Origin of the sequence: Micromonospora sp. WMMC273, from assembly GCF_027460285.1 — a bacterium.
Lineage (GTDB): Bacteria > Actinomycetota > Actinomycetes > Mycobacteriales > Micromonosporaceae > Micromonospora > Micromonospora aurantiaca.
In genome coordinates this window covers 3794709-3810819 of record NZ_JAPZBE010000001.1, presented here as the reverse complement: position 1 = coordinate 3810819, position 16111 = coordinate 3794709, and the positions used below count along the sequence as shown (strand labels likewise).

14 protein-coding genes are annotated in these 16111 nt (G+C 70.7%); 12 read left to right on the top strand and 2 right to left on the bottom strand.

Annotation, left to right across the window (positions count from 1 at the left end):
• Positions 1 to 88 precede the first annotated feature (88 nt).
• The 8 genes from O7611_RS17600 to O7611_RS17565 all read left to right on the top strand — a co-directional run bounded on the left by O7611_RS17600 (position 89) and on the right by O7611_RS17565 (position 8305).
• Positions 89 to 1171 (top strand): substrate-binding domain-containing protein, encoded by a 1083-nt coding sequence (locus O7611_RS17600; protein ID WP_269697251.1) that lies wholly within the window; start codon positions 89 to 91, stop codon positions 1169 to 1171.
• Between the two features lie 400 nt (positions 1172 to 1571).
• On the top strand, positions 1572 to 2816 hold the full coding sequence (gene urtA / locus O7611_RS17595) for an urea ABC transporter substrate-binding protein (RefSeq protein WP_194802730.1): 1245 nt from the start codon (positions 1572 to 1574) through the stop codon (positions 2814 to 2816).
• Between the two features lie 77 nt (positions 2817 to 2893).
• Positions 2894 to 3781, top strand: a complete 888-nt coding sequence (gene urtB / locus O7611_RS17590; protein WP_194802731.1) for an urea ABC transporter permease subunit UrtB — start codon at positions 2894 to 2896, stop codon at positions 3779 to 3781.
• The gene (gene urtC / locus O7611_RS17585; RefSeq protein WP_269697250.1) at positions 3778 to 4911 is read left to right on the top strand and encodes an urea ABC transporter permease subunit UrtC; all 1134 of its coding nucleotides are present in this window, start codon (positions 3778 to 3780) and stop codon (positions 4909 to 4911) included. The genes urtB and urtC overlap by 4 nt, the downstream gene beginning before the upstream one ends.
• Positions 4908 to 5684: an urea ABC transporter ATP-binding protein UrtD gene (gene urtD, locus O7611_RS17580; RefSeq protein WP_269697249.1), complete on the top strand. Its 777-nt coding sequence runs from the start codon at positions 4908 to 4910 to the stop codon at positions 5682 to 5684. Before urtC ends, urtD begins: the two co-directional genes overlap by 4 nt.
• Entirely contained in the window at positions 5684 to 6376 is a 693-nt protein-coding gene (gene urtE, locus O7611_RS17575) for an urea ABC transporter ATP-binding subunit UrtE (RefSeq protein ID WP_064446439.1), read from the top strand. Before urtD ends, urtE begins: the two co-directional genes overlap by 1 nt.
• Positions 6377 to 6561: 185 nt before the next feature.
• On the top strand, positions 6562 to 7629 hold the full coding sequence (locus tag O7611_RS17570) for a lytic polysaccharide monooxygenase auxiliary activity family 9 protein (protein WP_194802734.1): 1068 nt from the start codon (positions 6562 to 6564) through the stop codon (positions 7627 to 7629).
• 91 nt (positions 7630 to 7720) lie between these two features.
• Positions 7721 to 8305 carry a hypothetical protein gene (locus tag O7611_RS17565; RefSeq protein ID WP_269697248.1) on the top strand — a complete coding sequence of 195 codons (585 nt, stop codon included), beginning with the start codon at positions 7721 to 7723 and terminating at the stop codon, positions 8303 to 8305.
• Between the two features lie 65 nt (positions 8306 to 8370).
• Here the strand turns inward: O7611_RS17565 and O7611_RS17560 are convergent, their stop codons facing one another.
• Positions 8371 to 8970 (bottom strand): TetR/AcrR family transcriptional regulator, encoded by a 600-nt coding sequence (locus tag O7611_RS17560; RefSeq protein ID WP_269697247.1) that lies wholly within the window; start codon positions 8968 to 8970, stop codon positions 8371 to 8373.
• Positions 8971 to 9099: 129 nt separating this feature from the next.
• Here O7611_RS17560 and O7611_RS17555 point away from each other — a divergent pair, with 129 nt between their 5' ends.
• The 3 genes from O7611_RS17555 to O7611_RS17545 all read left to right on the top strand — a co-directional run bounded on the left by O7611_RS17555 (position 9100) and on the right by O7611_RS17545 (position 13731).
• Positions 9100 to 10296 (top strand): alkane 1-monooxygenase, encoded by a 1197-nt coding sequence (locus O7611_RS17555; protein WP_269697246.1) that lies wholly within the window; start codon positions 9100 to 9102, stop codon positions 10294 to 10296.
• A gap of 151 nt (positions 10297 to 10447) precedes the next feature.
• Positions 10448 to 11773, top strand: coding sequence for a polysaccharide pyruvyl transferase family protein (locus tag O7611_RS17550; protein ID WP_194802738.1), 1326 nt, complete (start codon positions 10448 to 10450; stop codon positions 11771 to 11773).
• Between the two features lie 254 nt (positions 11774 to 12027).
• On the top strand, positions 12028 to 13731 hold the full coding sequence (locus O7611_RS17545) for a tetratricopeptide repeat protein (protein WP_269697245.1): 1704 nt from the start codon (positions 12028 to 12030) through the stop codon (positions 13729 to 13731).
• A gap of 72 nt (positions 13732 to 13803) precedes the next feature.
• Here the strand turns inward: O7611_RS17545 and O7611_RS17540 are convergent, their stop codons facing one another.
• Entirely contained in the window at positions 13804 to 14244 is a 441-nt protein-coding gene (locus tag O7611_RS17540; RefSeq protein WP_194802740.1) for a hypothetical protein, read from the bottom strand.
• A 167-nt stretch (positions 14245 to 14411) separates the two neighbouring features.
• Here O7611_RS17540 and O7611_RS17535 point away from each other — a divergent pair, with 167 nt between their 5' ends.
• Positions 14412 to 16004 (top strand): beta-1,3-glucanase family protein, encoded by a 1593-nt coding sequence (locus O7611_RS17535; protein ID WP_194802741.1) that lies wholly within the window; start codon positions 14412 to 14414, stop codon positions 16002 to 16004.
• Positions 16005 to 16111: the final 107 nt, after the last annotated feature.

Below are 16111 nucleotides of genomic sequence, written 5' to 3'. Positions count from 1 at the left end.
CTGGGCCGGTGGCCCTGTCATGGTAGCGACTCGTCCCGCTCCGTGGAGAGCTGTGGTTTTCCCACGTCGGCCGGGCAATCATGGGCTCATGTCCGCGCCGGCACCGCCGTGGCTCACAGTCGATCGGACCGTGGTAAGCATCGCGCTGGTGTACCCGATGCGCGGGCCGGCGGGAATGTTCGGCCCGGCCTGCGAACTCTGTGCCCAGCTCGCGGTCGAGGAGATCAACGCCGGTGGCGGGGTGCTGGGCCGCGAGGTGCGGCTGGTGCCGGTCGACGGTGGCGCCCCGCCGGCCGAGGTGGCCGCCCAGGTGGAGGCGCTGGTGTCGGTGGGTGCCGTGCAGGGCGTGACCGGCTGGCACATCTCCTCGGTGCGGCAGGCGCTCGCGCCCCGGGTCGCGCACCGCGTGCCGTACGTCTACACCGCCCTGTACGAGGGCGGTGAGCGTACCGAGGGGGTCTATCTGACCAGCGAGACGCCGGACGCCCAGCTGTGGCCGGCGATGCGGCTGCTCGCGGGGGAGCAGGGCGTGCGCCGCTGGTTCGTGGTCGGCAACGACTACGTGTGGCCCCGGCGCACCGCGCGGGCGGCTCAGCGGTACGCGTTGCGCGGCGGTGGCCGCGTGGTGGGCCAGGCGTTCCTGCCGTTGGAGACGCACGACTTCGACGACGTGTTGCGCCGGATCGAGCGCAGCGAGGCCGATGCCGTGGTGATGCTGCTCGTCGGCGCGGACGCGGTGCGGTTCAACCGGGCGTTCGCGCGTGCCGCGATGGACCAGCGCTGCCTGCGGCTGAGCACCCTGATGGACGAGAACATGCTGCTGGCCAGCGGGGCGGGTGCGACGCGACGGCTCTACAGCGCGGCGGGCTTCTTCGCCGGCCTCGTGACGCAGGAGAACCTCGACTTCCACGGCGAGCTCGCCCACCGGTTCGGGGTGGAGGCGCCGCCGCTGGGCAGCCTGGGGGAGTCCTGCTACGAGGGCGTGATGCTGCTCGCCGCCCTGATCGGGCAGGCCCGCACCCTCGACGTACGGGCGATCGAGACGGCTGCCGACACGGTGGCGTACCACGGGCCGCGCGGCCGGCTGCAGCTGCGCCGGCGGCACGTGCGCCAGCGGATCTACCTCGCCGAGGCCGACGGCCTGGACTTCACCGTGCTCGCCCAGATCTGACCGTCCGATGCGGACCCTTGACACGTCCACCCGGCCCGGCCCTAAGATACTTCCTGTGTGAAGTATCTGTCCCGGAGGATGGATACCGCGATCTTCTGTCCACCGTCGGCGAAATGCGTCCGCCGACCTCGTGGTGGCAATTCTTCACCGCACTGACCACGGCTGAAACCGTCTTGCATCCGACGGTTTCAGTCGTCGTGGCGTGCTCTCTCTCCGCTGCGTGGGAAACAGTCAATTAAGGGCTGGGAAACGTTAACGCAATCATGCCGGTCGACGCTTTGCGTGCCCATGACCGACGCGATGACCACAGGCGACGTCCACCCGTCGACCCCGCATCGCCGACTCCACCGGACCGCACCGCCCGTCCTTTCGCTTCTTGAGTGCACCGCAGGGAGATTAGATGTCACTTCTTCGGAGCCGCCGCATCCTGGCGGGTGCCATGACCCTCGTCGCCGCGGCGGCCATGACCGCGTGCGGCAGCAAGACCAGCGACGAGGGCGGCGCGGCCGGCGTCACCGCCGACGTCTCCGGCGACACCGTCAAGGTGGGCCTGCTCAACTCGCTCTCCGGCACCATGGCGATCAGCGAGGTCACCGTCCGCGACTCCATCATGCTCGCCGTCGAGGAGATCAACGCGGCTGGCGGCGTCCTCGGCAAGAAGATCCAGCCGGTCGGGGAGGACGGCGCCTCGGACTGGCCCACCTTCGCGGAGAAAGCCGAGAAGCTCATCTCCGAGGACCGGGTCGCGGCCGTTTTCGGGTGCTGGACGTCGGCCAGCCGCAAGGCGGTCAAGCCGGTGTTCGAGAAGAACAAGGCGCTGCTGTTCTACCCGGTGCAGTACGAGGGTCTGGAACAGTCGCCCTACATCTTCTACACGGGCGCGACGACCAACCAGCAGATCGTCCCCGGGCTCGACTACCTCAAGGCTCAGGGAACGAAATCGGTCTACCTGGTCGGCAGCGACTACGTCTTCCCACGGACGGCCAACAAAATCATCAAGGCGTACGCGGCGGCGAACGGCATGACTGTGGTCGGCGAGGACTACGCGCCGCTCGGGTCCACCGAATTCGGCACGATCGTCAACAAGGTCAAATCGTCCGGCGCGAAGGCGGTCTTCAACACCCTCAACGGCGACAGCAACGTGGCGTTCTTCAAGGAGTACAAGTCGGCCGGGCTGACCGCCGCCGCGATGCCGGTGGTGTCGGTGTCCATCGCCGAGGAGGAGGTCAAGAGCATCGGCACCCAGTACCTGGAGGGCCAGCTGACCGCCTGGAACTACTACCAGACCACGCCCGGCACGGCGAACGGCAAGTTCGTGGCCGCGTACAAGGCGAAGTACGGCGCGGACAAGCCGACGAGCGACCCGATGGAGGCCGCCTACGTCAGCGTCTACCTGTGGAAGGCGATGGTCGAGAAGGCCGGCGCGTTCGACGTCGAGAAGGTCCGCGGCGCCTCCGACGGAATCACCTTCGACGCGCCGGAGGGCCTGGTCACCGTCGACGGCAAGACCCAGCACATCGCCAAGACCGCCCGCATCGGCAAGGTCGGCGCGGACGGCCTGATCACCGAGGTGTGGAACTCCGGCAAGCCGATCGCGCCGGATCCGTACCTCAAGACCTATCCGTGGGCGAGCGGCCTGAGCTGACGACGCCGGACCCGGGCGGGCACCGCGACGACGCGGCCCGCCCGGGGCCACCGACCAGCAGTACGGGAGTACCCACCGTGACAGTCCTCTTCGGTCAACTCTTCACCGGCATCAGCATCGGCGCGGTGCTGCTGCTCATCGCGCTCGGGCTGGCGCTGACCTTCGGCCAGATGAACGTCATCAACATGGCGCACGGCGAGTTCATCATGGCCGGCGCCTACACCACGTACGTGCTGCAACAGAGCATCACCGGCGCCGGTCTGTCGCTGCTGGTCGCGCTGCCTGTCGCGTTCGTGGTCGCCGGCACGATGGGGGTGCTGCTGGAGGTCCTGCTGATCCGCCGGCTCTACGCCCGTCCCCTGGACACCCTGCTGGTCACCTGGGGCGTGTCCCTGATGCTGCAGCAGCTCGCCCGGGACGTCTTCGGCAGTCCGAACGTGCAGACCCGCGCGCCGGAGCTGCTCACCGGCAACGTGGCCCTGCCCGGCGGGCTGACAGTCGCCAACAACCGGCTGTTCATCCTGGCCCTGGCCCTGGCCGCCGTCGCCGCCCTCACCCTGGCGCTGCGGCTCACCCCGTTGGGACGCCGGATCCGCGCGGTCGTGCAGAACCGCGACCTCGCCGCGGTGTCCGGCATCCCCACCGCCCGGGTCGACCGGACGACCTTCTTCCTCGGCTCGGGCCTGGCCGGGCTCGCCGGGGTGGCGCTCACCCTGCTCGGCCCGATCGGCCCGACCATGGGCACCAACCTGATCATCGACGCCTTCCTGGTCGTCGTGGTCGGCGGGATCGGCCAGCTCAAGGGCAGCGTGATCGTCGCCTTCGCCCTCGGGGTCCTCCAGGCCACCGGGGAGTACCTCACCACCCTCAGCGTCGCCAAGGTGATCGTCTTCGTGGCGATCGTCGCGTTCCTCCAGTGGCGGCCACAGGGCCTGTTCACCCTGCGGACCAGGAGCCTCGCATGACCGCCGTGACACCCGCGCCGACGAGCACCGCCGGCGCACCGGCCCCGGCCGACGTCGCGCCGGCGAGCCGGCCCGGTGGCCGGTCCCGGCTGCGCGCGGCGGCGGGGTTCGCGTTCGGCGCGGCGCTGCTGTTCGCCGTCGCGCCGCTGGCGTTGTCGGACTTCCGGCTGTCCCTGCTCGCCAAATACCTGTGCGTCGCCATGGTGGCCGTCGGCATCGGCATCGCCTGGGGACGCGGCGGCATGCTCACCCTCGGCCAGGGCGTCTTCTTCGGCCTGGGCGGCTACGCGATGGCCATGCATCTCAAGCTCGCCGACGCGGGTCCCGGTGGGATGCCCGACTTCATGCAGCTGTACGGGCAGCTCGACGAACTGCCGGTCTGGTGGCGGCCGTTCGCCAGCCCGTGGTTCGCGCTGCCGGCCACGGTGCTGCTGCCGATGGCCGTCGCCTTCGGGCTCGGCTCACTGGTGTTCCGCCGCCGGGTGCGGGGCGCGTACTTCGCCATCCTCAGCCAGGCGCTCGCCGCCGCCATGGTGATCCTGTTGATCGGCCAGCAGGGGACCACCGGCGGCACCAACGGGCTCACCGACATCCAGGGCTTCTTCGGCTACGACCTGGACGACCCGGTCAACCAGCGGATGGTCTACTTCATCATCGCCGGCGTCCTGCTCGCGCTGCTCGCGCTGGCCCGCCAGATCGTCCACAGCCGCTACGGGGAACTGCTGGTGGCGGTGCGGGACAGCGAGGAGCGGGTCCGTTTCCTCGGCTACGACCCGGCGTCGGTCAAGCTCGTCGCCTACGTGGTGGCGGCGGGCATGGCGGGCCTCGCCGGCGCGCTGTTCGTGCCGGCGGTGGGCATCATCTCGCCCGCCCTCATCGGCATCGTCCCGTCGATCGAGTTCGTCATCGGTGTGGCGGTGGGCGGCCGGGCCACGCTGCTCGGGCCGGTGCTCGGCGCGGTGGCGGTCGCCTGGGCGCGTACCGCCCTCTCCGAACGTTTCCCGGGCACCTGGACGTACCTGCAGGGTCTGCTGTTCGTGGTGGTGGTGGCGTTCCTTCCCGGCGGCCTGGCGTCGCTGTGGGCGCTGGCCCGCCGCCCCGCGAAGCGGGCGGAGGTGGAGACACCGTGAGCGACGACCGACTGGACGGGCTGTCCGTCCGTGACGTGCGGGTCAGCTTCGACGGCTTCACCGCCGTCGACGGCGTCTCGCTGGAGGTGCCCGCCGGTGACATCCGATTCCTGATCGGGCCGAACGGCGCCGGCAAGACCACAGTGGTCGACGCGATCACCGGTCTCGTGCGGGCCACCGGCTCGGTGTGCTTCGGCGACCAGGAGCTGCTGGGCCGCCCGGTGCACCGGATCAGCCGGCTCGGTATCGGCCGGACGTTCCAGACGTCGACGGTCTTCGAGGAGCTGTCGGTCGTGCAGAACCTCGACATCGCCGCGGGCGCACGCCGGAGCTGGGCCACCCTGGCCCGGCGCCGGCGGGGGATCCCCGACGAGGTGGCCGCCGCGCTGGAGACCGTCGGGCTCACCGGCCGGGCCGACCAGCTCGCCGGCACCCTCGCGCACGGCCAGAAGCAGTGGTTGGAGATCGGCATGCTGCTTGTGCAGGACGCGCGGCTGCTGCTGCTCGACGAGCCGGTCGCCGGGATGAGTCACGAGGAGCGCGACGCCACTGGCGCCCTGCTGGAGACGGTGAGCCGGGACCGCACGGTGGTGGTGATCGAGCACGACATGGACTTCCTGCGTCGCTTCGCGCGCAGCGTCACCGTGCTGCACGCGGGGAAGGTGCTCAGCGAGGGCACCGTGGCGCAGGTCCAGGCGGACCCGCGCGTGCAGGAGGTCTACCTCGGCCACCCGGTCGACGCCGGGCCGGTCCCCAGCCCTCTGGAGGCATGATGCTGACTCTGCGCGGGGTGCACGCCGGATACGGGCGTTCCCGGGTGCTGCACGGCGTGGACCTCGCCGTCCCGCCCGACGGGGTGGCCGCGGTGCTCGGGCACAACGGCGCCGGCAAGAGTACCCTGCTGCGGGTCGCGGCGGGCCTGCTGCGCCCGAGTGCCGGCACCGTCGAGCTGGACGGCGAGGACGTCACCCGGCTCGCGCCGCACGAGCGGGTGGCGCGCGGCATGGCGTACGTCCCGCAGGGCCAGCAGTGCTTCCCGCACCTGACGGCGGCGGAGAACCTGCGCCTCGTCGCCGACGCCCGGCGCGACGGCGCGGTGGCGACGGCGGAGGCGCTGGACCTGTTCCCGGCGCTGCGTCCGCTGCTGCGGCGGCGGGCCGGGCTGCTCTCCGGTGGCCAGCGTCAGCAACTCGCCATCGCCCGCGCGTTGATCACCCGGCCACGACTGCTCATGCTCGACGAACCGACCGAGGGCATCCAGCCGTCGGTGGTCGCCGAGATCCAGGAGCGGATCGTCGAGCTGACCCGGCAGTCCGGCTTCAGCGTGCTGCTCGTCGAGCAGCACCTCGGGTTCGCGCTGCGGGTGGCGAACCGCTACCACGTCCTCGAATCCGGCCGGGTCACCTCGCACGGCGACGGGGGAGTGACGGCGGAGCGGGAGGTACGCGCGGCCCTCGCGGTCTGACCCGATACGTCGGTATCGATTTACATTGACAGCCGTCTTCACTACCATCGTGGCTGGGAGTCGCCAAGCGCTGCTGGGCAGCAGTGCCGTCCACCTGGTGGGCGGCTTGAACCGATCGGCGTCATCTTCTCCGGGGTGGGCACCCAGCGAGGGTCACTGGGCGTCGGCGCATCCACTGGAGCATCATGAAAATCTCACGGACAGCACGCCGTCTGGGACTGGCCGGGGTCGCAGTTCTCGTCGCCTCGTTCACGATGGTCGTGGTCAACCAGGCCGGTCCGGCCTCGGCGCACGGATCGGTCACCAACCCGCCGTCACGCAACTACGGATGTTACGAGCGCTGGGGTTCCGACCACCTCAACCCCACGATGGCCCAGACCGACCCGATGTGCTGGCAGGCGTGGCAGGCCAACCCGAACACCATGTGGAACTGGAACGGCCTGTACCGCGAGAATGTCGGCGGCAACCACCAGGCCGCCGTGCCGGACGGGCAGCTGTGCAGCGGCGGCCGCACCCAGAACGGCCTGTACGCCTCGCTCGACGCGGTCGGCGCGTGGACCGCGAAGCCGATGCCGAACAACTTCACGCTGACGCTGACCGACGGTGCCAAGCACGGTGCCGACTACATGCTGATCTACATCACCAAGCAGGGCTTCGACCCGACCACCCAGCCCCTCACCTGGAACAGCCTCGAACTGGTACTCCGCACCGGCAGCTACCCGACCACCGGGCTCTACGAGGCGCAGGTGAACGCGGGCAACCGCACCGGGCGGCACGTCGTCTACACCATCTGGCAGGCGTCCCACCTCGACCAGCCGTACTACCTCTGCAGTGACGTGATCTTCGGCGGCGGCGGCAACCCGCCGCCGACGACCCCGCCGCCCACCACGCCGCCGCCCACCACCCCGCCGCCGACGACTCCGCCGCCCACCACGCCGCCGCCGGCCGGAAACGGTGCCTGCACCGCCACCTTCCGCAAGACGAACGAGTGGTCCGGTGGATTCGGCGCCGAGGTCACCGTCCGGGCCGGCAACGCCGCCATCTCCGGGTGGACTGTGGCGTGGACCTGGCCCAACGGCCAGAGCATCACCAACTCCTGGAACGCGACGGTCACGTCGAGCGGTTCGTCGGTCTCCGCGTCGAACGTCGCCTACAACGGTTCCCTGAGCGCCAACGCCAGCACCAGCTTCGGCTTCAACGCCTCCTGGAACGGCACCAACTCCACACCCACCCTCACCTGCACCGCCCGGTAACAGCATCTGCGGTGGGGTGGCGCGGCACGCGCCACCCCACCGTCGGCGCGCTCCGCCACCATCAGGAACCGCGACGAGGTGAAGAACGATCATGATTTCCCGGGTAGGCGTCGGCGGCTGGTACCGGAGCCACGTCGTGTGGATCGAGGTGTGCCTGCTGGCCGCGTCGATCGGTGTGGCCGCCGTGGTCACCGCGACCACCCCGAAGACGGACCGGGCGGTTCTCCACCAAGAGATCCTGACCCGGATGCGTACGACCCTCGAGCAGGCGGACCCGGCGCAGCATCAACACGCCGGGCACACCGCTGCCCAGGTACCGGCCGGAGAGCAGGGCGCGCCGGCGATCGTCTGCGGAGTCCATGTCTACGGTTACGAGCCCGCCGGGGCCGCCACACTGGCCGACGTCGCGACGGTCTACGGCTTCCACCTCTGCGGCGTCGCCGAACAGAAGCGCCACTGGGACGGAGCGGTCAAACTCGTCGGTCCGGTGATCATGGACATGACCACCCGACCTCCCGGCATTCAGGTGGTCGAGGCGGCCGCCGACGTCAGGTTCGTCGACCGGCTACGGGAGATGTTCCCCGACAAGTACGAGGAACTGGCACTCAGGGAAGCGCTTCCTCCATCGGAGATGGCCGACCTGCGGCGCCGGTACGACGCCGCCGCCGGCCTCTGACCACGCCGGATCGGCGGGCAACGGACCGAGACCGTGCGAGGCGCGGGGGTAGCTGTGGCGCTCGTTCACGCGCGCGGCGGGTCCAGGAAGCGCTGCGCCAGGTCGGCGAGGGTGTCGGCGGTGTGGTCGACGGGCGCGGTCGGCAGCACGATGTGGCTGACGACCAGTCGCGCGAGGGATTCGGCACCGACGGTGACGTCATCGGGCGGCACCCGGGGCAGGTGCGTGTCCGCCCACTCCCTCAGCACCGTGACGGCGGCGGCCAGGGCCAGGTCGGCGCGGGTGGTCAGGTAGGGGAGCAGGGCGTCGGTGCCTCGGGCGCTGTTGAGGACGGCTTTGACCAGCGGATCGGTCCCGGCCTGCGTCAACACGAACGTGACCGCGGCATGGACGGCAGCTCGCACGTCGCTGCCGTGGGCGGACAACGCCTCCCGCACACCGTCCATGAACCGGTCGATCTCGCGCTGGGCGATGGCTTCGCCCAGTCCGGCCTTGTTGGTGAACTCGTTGTAGAGCGTCTGCCTGCTCACGCCCACGCGGGCTGCCACGTCGGCCATTCGTACCGCGTCCCAGCCGCTGTCGATCGCCAGGTCGCGACCGGCCGTGATGACCGCGTCACGCAGGTGCCGGCGGGCGGTGTGGCGATAAGGCGGAGGGGCGGCCATGGTGCGCCGAGTCTATCGACTGGACACACACACCTTCTGTGTCCACCGAATTGACGCAGCGGCAGATATTGTCAAGCGTGGTTATCCGTGTGACAGTCGACGCAGCGCTCGACACTCCGGAGGCGGGACATGCAGACCTCGACCGATGCTCCAGCAGTCGCCGCCGGTTGGCGTGACGGCAAGAAGCACCTGTGGCCACTGGCTCTCCTCGTGCCGGTGCTGCCGTTTCTGGCGTACGCGTTGTCGCGGGCCGGCGCGGGCCCCGCTGCCTGGTGGCTCACCCCGGCGGTGGTCTTCGGACTCATCCCGATCATCGACGTGCTGCTCGGTGACGACGGAGAGAACCCGCCCGACGACATCGCCCGGCGGTTGCAGGAGGTCCGTTACTACCGCTGGATCACGTTCCTGTTCCTACCGGTGCAGTACGCCGCACTGCTGCTCGGCGCATGGGTCTGGACGCGTGGCGGTCTCGGTGCCGCCGGCGCCGCCGGCCTGGTCGCCACCATCGGGATCGTCAACGGATTGGCCATCAACACCGCACACGAGCTCGGCCACAAGCGCGAGACGGTCGAGCGGTGGTTGTCGAAGATCGCACTCGCGCCCACCGGGTACGGCCACTTCTACGTCGAGCACAACCGCGGACACCATGTCCGTGTCGCCACACCGGAGGACCCGGCCAGCGCCAGGCTGGGGGAGAGCTTCTACTCGTTCTGGCCACGTACGGTCTGCGGCAGCCTCATCTCGGCGTGGCGGCTGGAGACCGGCCGCTTCCGGCTGCGCCACAAGAGCCCGTGGACGCTGCGTAACCACCTGCTCAACGCCGGGCTCATGACCGTCGTACTCTTCGCCCTGCTGATCGCGGTGTTCGGGTGGCGGCTCGTGCCCTTCCTGTTCCTGCAGGCGATCGTCGGCTTCTCGCTGCTGGAAGCGGTCAACTATCTCGAGCACTACGGATTGTGCCGCCGGCGCACCGCCACCGGCCGCTTCGAGAAGGTCGACCCACGGCACAGCTGGAACAGTGACCGCGTCGTCACCAACGTGTTCCTCTTCCAGCTGCAACGCCACAGCGACCACCACGCCAACCCGCTGCGCCGCTACCAGACGCTGCGCAGCTTCGACGTCTCGCCGCGACTGCCCGGAGGCTACGCCTCGATGGTGTTGCTCGCTCTCGTCCCGCCGCTGTGGTATCGGGTGATGAACCCACGGGTTCTGGCGCACTACGGCGGCGACCTGAACCTCGCCAATCGCAACCCCCGCGCCGAGGCCCGGCTGCGTCGCCGCTACGGCCGGCCCGCAGCGGACACCACAGCGGTTCACGCCGCCTGACCCGACCCGGGGAGTGTGGGGCTGACGGCACCTCTCTGTGTCAAGGCGTAGGATCTCTGTTCCTGCACGGAACGGGGCCGCGCCCGGCCGATCGCGCCGCCTCGGCCTCGCCGGGCGCCGCGGCGTCCGGGACGAAGGGTGGACACCCCGGATGCACCAGCGGATACTGCTGCGAGCCCGCAAGGGCCCGTTCGACGTCGTCACCGCCGAGGAGACCTACGAGCGGGACTGGATCGGCAAGAACAGCGGCAACCTGGTCTTCAGCCACGCCGCGCACAAGCTGCTGGCCACCTCGACGGCGGAGATCACCCCGTCGCGGTTCCGGGCGGACCCGCGCGATGCCGACGAGATCAACGAGAAGTACGACGTCTTCGTGATCCCGCTGGCGAACGCGTTCCGCCACGACTACGCGAACCGGCTGATGTCGATGGCCCGGCTGATCGAGCGACTCAAGATCCCGGTGGTGGTGCTCGGGGTCGGGGCGCAGACCGACGTGGACGGCGGCCTGGAGTCCCTGCGCCCGATCGACGAGCCGGTGAAGGCGTTCTGCCGGGCGGTGCTGGACCGGTCGCACAGCATCGGCGTACGCGGCGAGATCAGCGAGAACTACCTGCGGAAGCTGGGCTTCTCCGCCGTCGAGCAGATCGGCTGCCCGTCGATGTTCCTGCACGGCGACAGCCTCCGGGTCGAGAAGGCGAAGGCGGCCCTGAGGACCGAGGACCGGCTCGCGTTCGTCATCTCGCCCTACGTCCGCGCGTTGGCCCCGCTCGTCCGGCACCACCACCAGCGCTACCCGAACCTGCGCTACATCGCGCAGGGCCTGTACGCCCTGGGCACCCTGCTCTACGGCGACGCACCGAACTTGCGCGGCAAGACCGACGACATGCCGATCCACACCTCACATCCGCTCTTCGTCGAGGACAAGGTGCGGATGTTCATGGACCCGTGGCCCTGGATGGAGTATCTCGCCGGATTCGACTTCGCCTTCGGCACCAGGATCCACGGCACCATCACGGCGCTGATCTCCGGCACTCCCGGCTATCTCCTCGCACACGACTCGCGCACCCTGGAACTGGCCCGCTACTTCGACATCCCGCACCGGTTGATGCGCGACGTGCCGGCCGACGTCGACGCCGCCCAGCTCTACGAGGAAGCCGACTACTCGGCACTGAACGAGGGCCACAAGGAGCGGTTCGCGCGGATCAGCGCGTTCCTCGCCAAGCACGACCTCGGCCTCTCGTTCGCCGACGGGGACAGCGCGGTCCGCTTCGACGAGCAGGTCCGCCGAACCGTCTACCCGCCGGCGGTCCGGCCGGCCTCCGCCTACACCGCCGAGGAACTGCTGGCGCGCATGCAGTGGCTGCGGGACGAGAACCAGACGTTGCAGCAGAAGCTCAAGGCACGCCGCGCGCAGCCACTGCGCGACCAGGTCAAGCAGGCGGTGGGCAGCCGGGTCCGCCGGATGCTGTCGCGCTGACCGTCGTACGCCTGCGCAGGCTCCGCCGGCCGCGAATCGCGAGAACCCTTCTTATTCCCATCGACCGGCATTACGCTCTGGGCCAGCCCTGAGGTGCATCACATCGGAGGTTCCTATGAGGACGATGACCATCCGTCGCACGACTGCACTCCGTCTGGTGTCCGGCGCACGCCGGCTGTGGATCGAGTGGTGCTGGTAACTGCCGGCCCGGCGGGCGCTTCCGGGCGCCCGCCCCTGCGGCGCCGGGCCCTGCGGTGACGGACGGCGCGGAGCGCTACGACTGCCACCGCGACCACGGACCGTACGCCGGAGTCTCGGCCTTCCTCAGTCGCGTCGCCGCCGACCGGCCCCGCCTGGCGGCCCGGCACGCGGTCGAACTGCACGCGATCGTTCCCCGGCTCGATCCGGCGGCCCGGCCGGCCGGCGAGGAGGAGCCGATCCGCTTCCACCCGGCTCGTCGTACCGCCTGCCTGGCCTACGGTGCGGCGGAACTCGTGGCAGCCTGGGCCGGCACACGCCGGCGGCCCGTGACCGTCCGGTTCGATCACGTCGCCGGCGCCGACGAGACGACAGCCGAACTGCTGGGCGCGCTGGCCCGCCGGCTCGGGCCTTCCCCGCTGCGCCTCGACCTGCGCGACGACGGTGCCCCCGGCCCGGCGCCCGACGAGCGCACCCCGCAGGCGTTGCGGCGGGCCCTGGGCGACAGCCTGGCCAGCGGCTACTACCACCACGCGGCCCGGGTCGCCCGGCGCGGGCGGGCGGCGGTCACCCCCGACGGCGACCTGCGGCACTGGTGGGCGTTCACCACCGGCCTGGCCACCGCCCTGGCGGCCCTGAACCGGGCCGCCGAGGCGCTCGATCTCTACGACGAGGCGCGGGCCGCCACCGACGATCCGAAGATCACGATGTCGGCGGCGTACGCCACCGCCATGCTGCACGCCCGGCACCTGCCGGCGGCCGACCAGGACCCGGCGCTGGCCCGGCAGTGGCTGGAGCGGGCGCTGTACCTCGCCGCCGAGCTGGCCGATCCACGCCAGCGGCTGTTGTCGACGGTCTTCTACGAGCAGGGCCTGGCACTGCTGGACAGCCGGGCAGGCCGGCCCGACCGGGCGCTGCGGCTCGTGGACGACGGGCTGGCCCGGCTGACGGCCGCGCTCGGTCCCGGTGAACGCCCGCAGGACCTGGCCCGGCTGCGCCACAACCGGGCGCAGGTGTACCTCGCGCTGGGCGACCCGGCGCGGGCGCTGGCCGACCTGGACACCGTGATCGCTCAGGACCCCGGCAACTGCGAGTACTACGTGGACCGCGCCGCCCTTTACCGGGCAGCGGGCCGGACCCGAGCCGCGATCAGGGACTACGACGCCGCCATCCGGCTGGGACCGCACCTGCCCGAGGCGTACTACAACCGGGCCGCGCTCCAGCAGGAGCGGGGCCGCCCCGAGCGGGCGCGCGCCGACCTGGTGCGGGTGCTCGCCATCGAACCGGGGCACCTCGACGCCCGGATCGCCCTGGTCAACCTGCACGTGGAGCGCGGCGCGCTGGACGCCGCCGAGGCGAGCGCGCGGGCCGGGCTGGCCGGCGCTCCGCAGGAGCCCGCGCTGCTGTGCACCCTGGGCCTGGTACTCGCCGAGCGTGGCCGGGCCGCCGAGGCCGACGAACTGCTCACTCGGGCACTGAGCGGGGACCCCGAGCTGGTGGAGGCGTGGACGAACCGGGCCGCCGCCCGGTTCGAGCGCGGCGACGTGGCCGCCGCGCTCGACGACCTGGACCGGGCGGTGGCGCTGTCGGAGGCTCCCGTGCCGCGCTACAACCGGGGTACGGCCCTGGCCCGGCTGGGCCGGTGGGACGAGGCGGCCCGCGACTTCGCCCAGGCGCTCGCCCAGCCCGGCCTGGACCGGGCCCTACGGCGGGATCTGCGAGCGGAACTCGCCCGGTGCCGCCGGGCGCTGGCCGTCTGACCCGGCCCGGCCGGGGAACCGGCGCTCATCGTGCCCCTCCCCCCGGCCCCGGCCGGGGGGAGGGGAGCGGGTTCAGCAGCCCTGGCGGCGGCTGTAGATCTGGTGGCGCTGACCGGCCCATCCGATGTAGCCGACCGCCTCGACGCAGTAGTTCGCCGTGCCGGTGACGGCGACCGGGCCGGCGTAATAGCTGAAGTCACCGGAATTGGTGTCCGCGCCGCCCGACCGGGTGCAGTGCGCGCCCTCGCCCGACCGCTCCGCGCAGCGGTAGATCTGCACGAAGGTGGGCGCCGACTTCCCGTACGCCGCGCCGCGGTGGTAGAAGCAGGCGCTGTTGGTGCCGCCGTTGCTGCTGTTGTAGTAGATCACCAGCTCACCGAGCCCGGACGACTGCACCTGGCTGTAGGTGATGGTCCCCGAGCAGGAGCCGGCCGCTTGGGCGGCGGGGGCGCCGACAGTCAGGCCCGCCGCGACGGTCACCAGCGCGGTCAGCGCCGAAAGCATGCGTCTCATGAACCACCCAATCCACAGTCGACTGTTCCGGAGTGGATCTTAATCAACCGGTGACCTTCACCGTGGCCCCGATCCATAGCCAACCACCTATTGACAAACAATATTAACAATTGGACCCTGCTGAGAGAGCGCTCTCCCGTCCCCCCTGTCTCCAGCGAGGTGTCGCCATGCGTCTCCGAAGAAGGCTGCTCGCCGCCGCGTCCGCCCTGCTCGCCGGGCTCACCGGCGCCGTCGTCGCCACGCCCGCCCAAGCGGTCGGACCGGCGTTGCTACCGGTCACCGTCACCAACACCACCGGCCGCAGCGACCCGGTCTACCTCTACGTCATCGGCGTCCAGCTGTCCTCCGGCCGGCTCGGCTACGTCACCTCCGGCGGTGCCTTCGTGCCGTGGACCGGCGGGCAGATCCCGCCGTCGCCCGCGCCGGACGTCTCCATACCGGGCCCCGGCAACGGCGGCAGCACCACGATCCAGTTCCCCCGCGGCTTCTCCGGCCGGGCCTACTTCTCCCTCGGGCAGAAGCTGACGTTCTTCCTCACCCCGGACGGACTGGTGCAGCCCGCGCCCTGGGCGGCCGGTGACGCGAACCGCGACATCCTGTTCGACTGGAGCGAGTTCACCTACAACGACTCCGGGCTGTGGCTCAACAGCTCCCAGGTCGACATGTTCGCGATCCCGCACGCGGTCACCGTGACCGGCGCCAACGGCGTCACCAAGCGCACCGGCGACGTGGTGGCCAACGGACGCAACGCGGTCATCGACGGGATCCGGGCGCAGCCGGGCTGGGCCGGCACCGTCCACACCCGCTCCGACGGGACCGTGCTGCGCGTCCTGGCTCCGGGCAAGGCGGCCGGGGCCGGCCTGCTCAGCACCACGTACCTGGACTCGTACATCGCGTCCGCGTGGAACGCGTACACCACGAAGACCCTGACCGTGGCGCCCTTCGCCGACCAGCCGGCCATCCGGTACTACGGCCGTACCTCGGGCAACACCATGACCTTCACAGACGGCAGCGGCCAGGTCGTCGCCTCCTTCAACCGGCCCTCCTCGGCCAGCGTCTGGGGCTGCGACGGCGACCTGCCCGCGCCGAACGACCAGGTGGTCGGCCCGATCTCGCGTACGCTCTGCGCCGCCCTCAACCGCGGCACACTCGGGACCATCGACACCCAGCCCAGCACGAACGCCGCCGACTTCTACCGCAGCAACCCCACCAACCAGTACGCCCGCCTGATCCACGCCAACATGACCGACGGCCGGGCGTACGCGTTCGCCTTCGACGACGTCGGCGGATTCGAGTCGCTGGTGCACGACGGCGACCCCCGTTCGGCCGGACTGATCCTCAGCCCGTTCACCGGCGGTGGCGGCGGCACCCCGGCCACCGGGGTGCCAGTGGTCAGCAACTGGAACAACAAGTGCATCGACGTGCCGAGCTCCAACTTCGTCGACCGCGCGCCGCTGCAGATGTGGAACTGCAACAACACCAGCGCGCAGAAGTGGACGTTCAGCGGCACGGCGCTCAAGAGCCAGAACAACAAGTGCATGGACATCGACGCCGGCTCCACCGCGAACGGGGCGGCGGTGCAGCTCTACACCTGCAACGGCACCGGCGCCCAGCAGTTCACCCTGAACGCGGCCGGAGACCTGGTCAACCTCCAGGCCGGAAAGTGCGTCGACATCAAGGACTGGAACGGCGGCGACGGCGCGAGGCTCCAGCTCTGGGACTGCGGGGGCACGGCCAACCAGAAGTGGCGCAAGGGCTGACCGGCCCTGCGACGAGGGCGGGGGCCGACCGCGAGTCGCTCCCGCCACCCGCCGCGACGGCTTGCCGTCCCGCAGGGCGGACGCGCCGGCCACGTCGGCTCACCGCC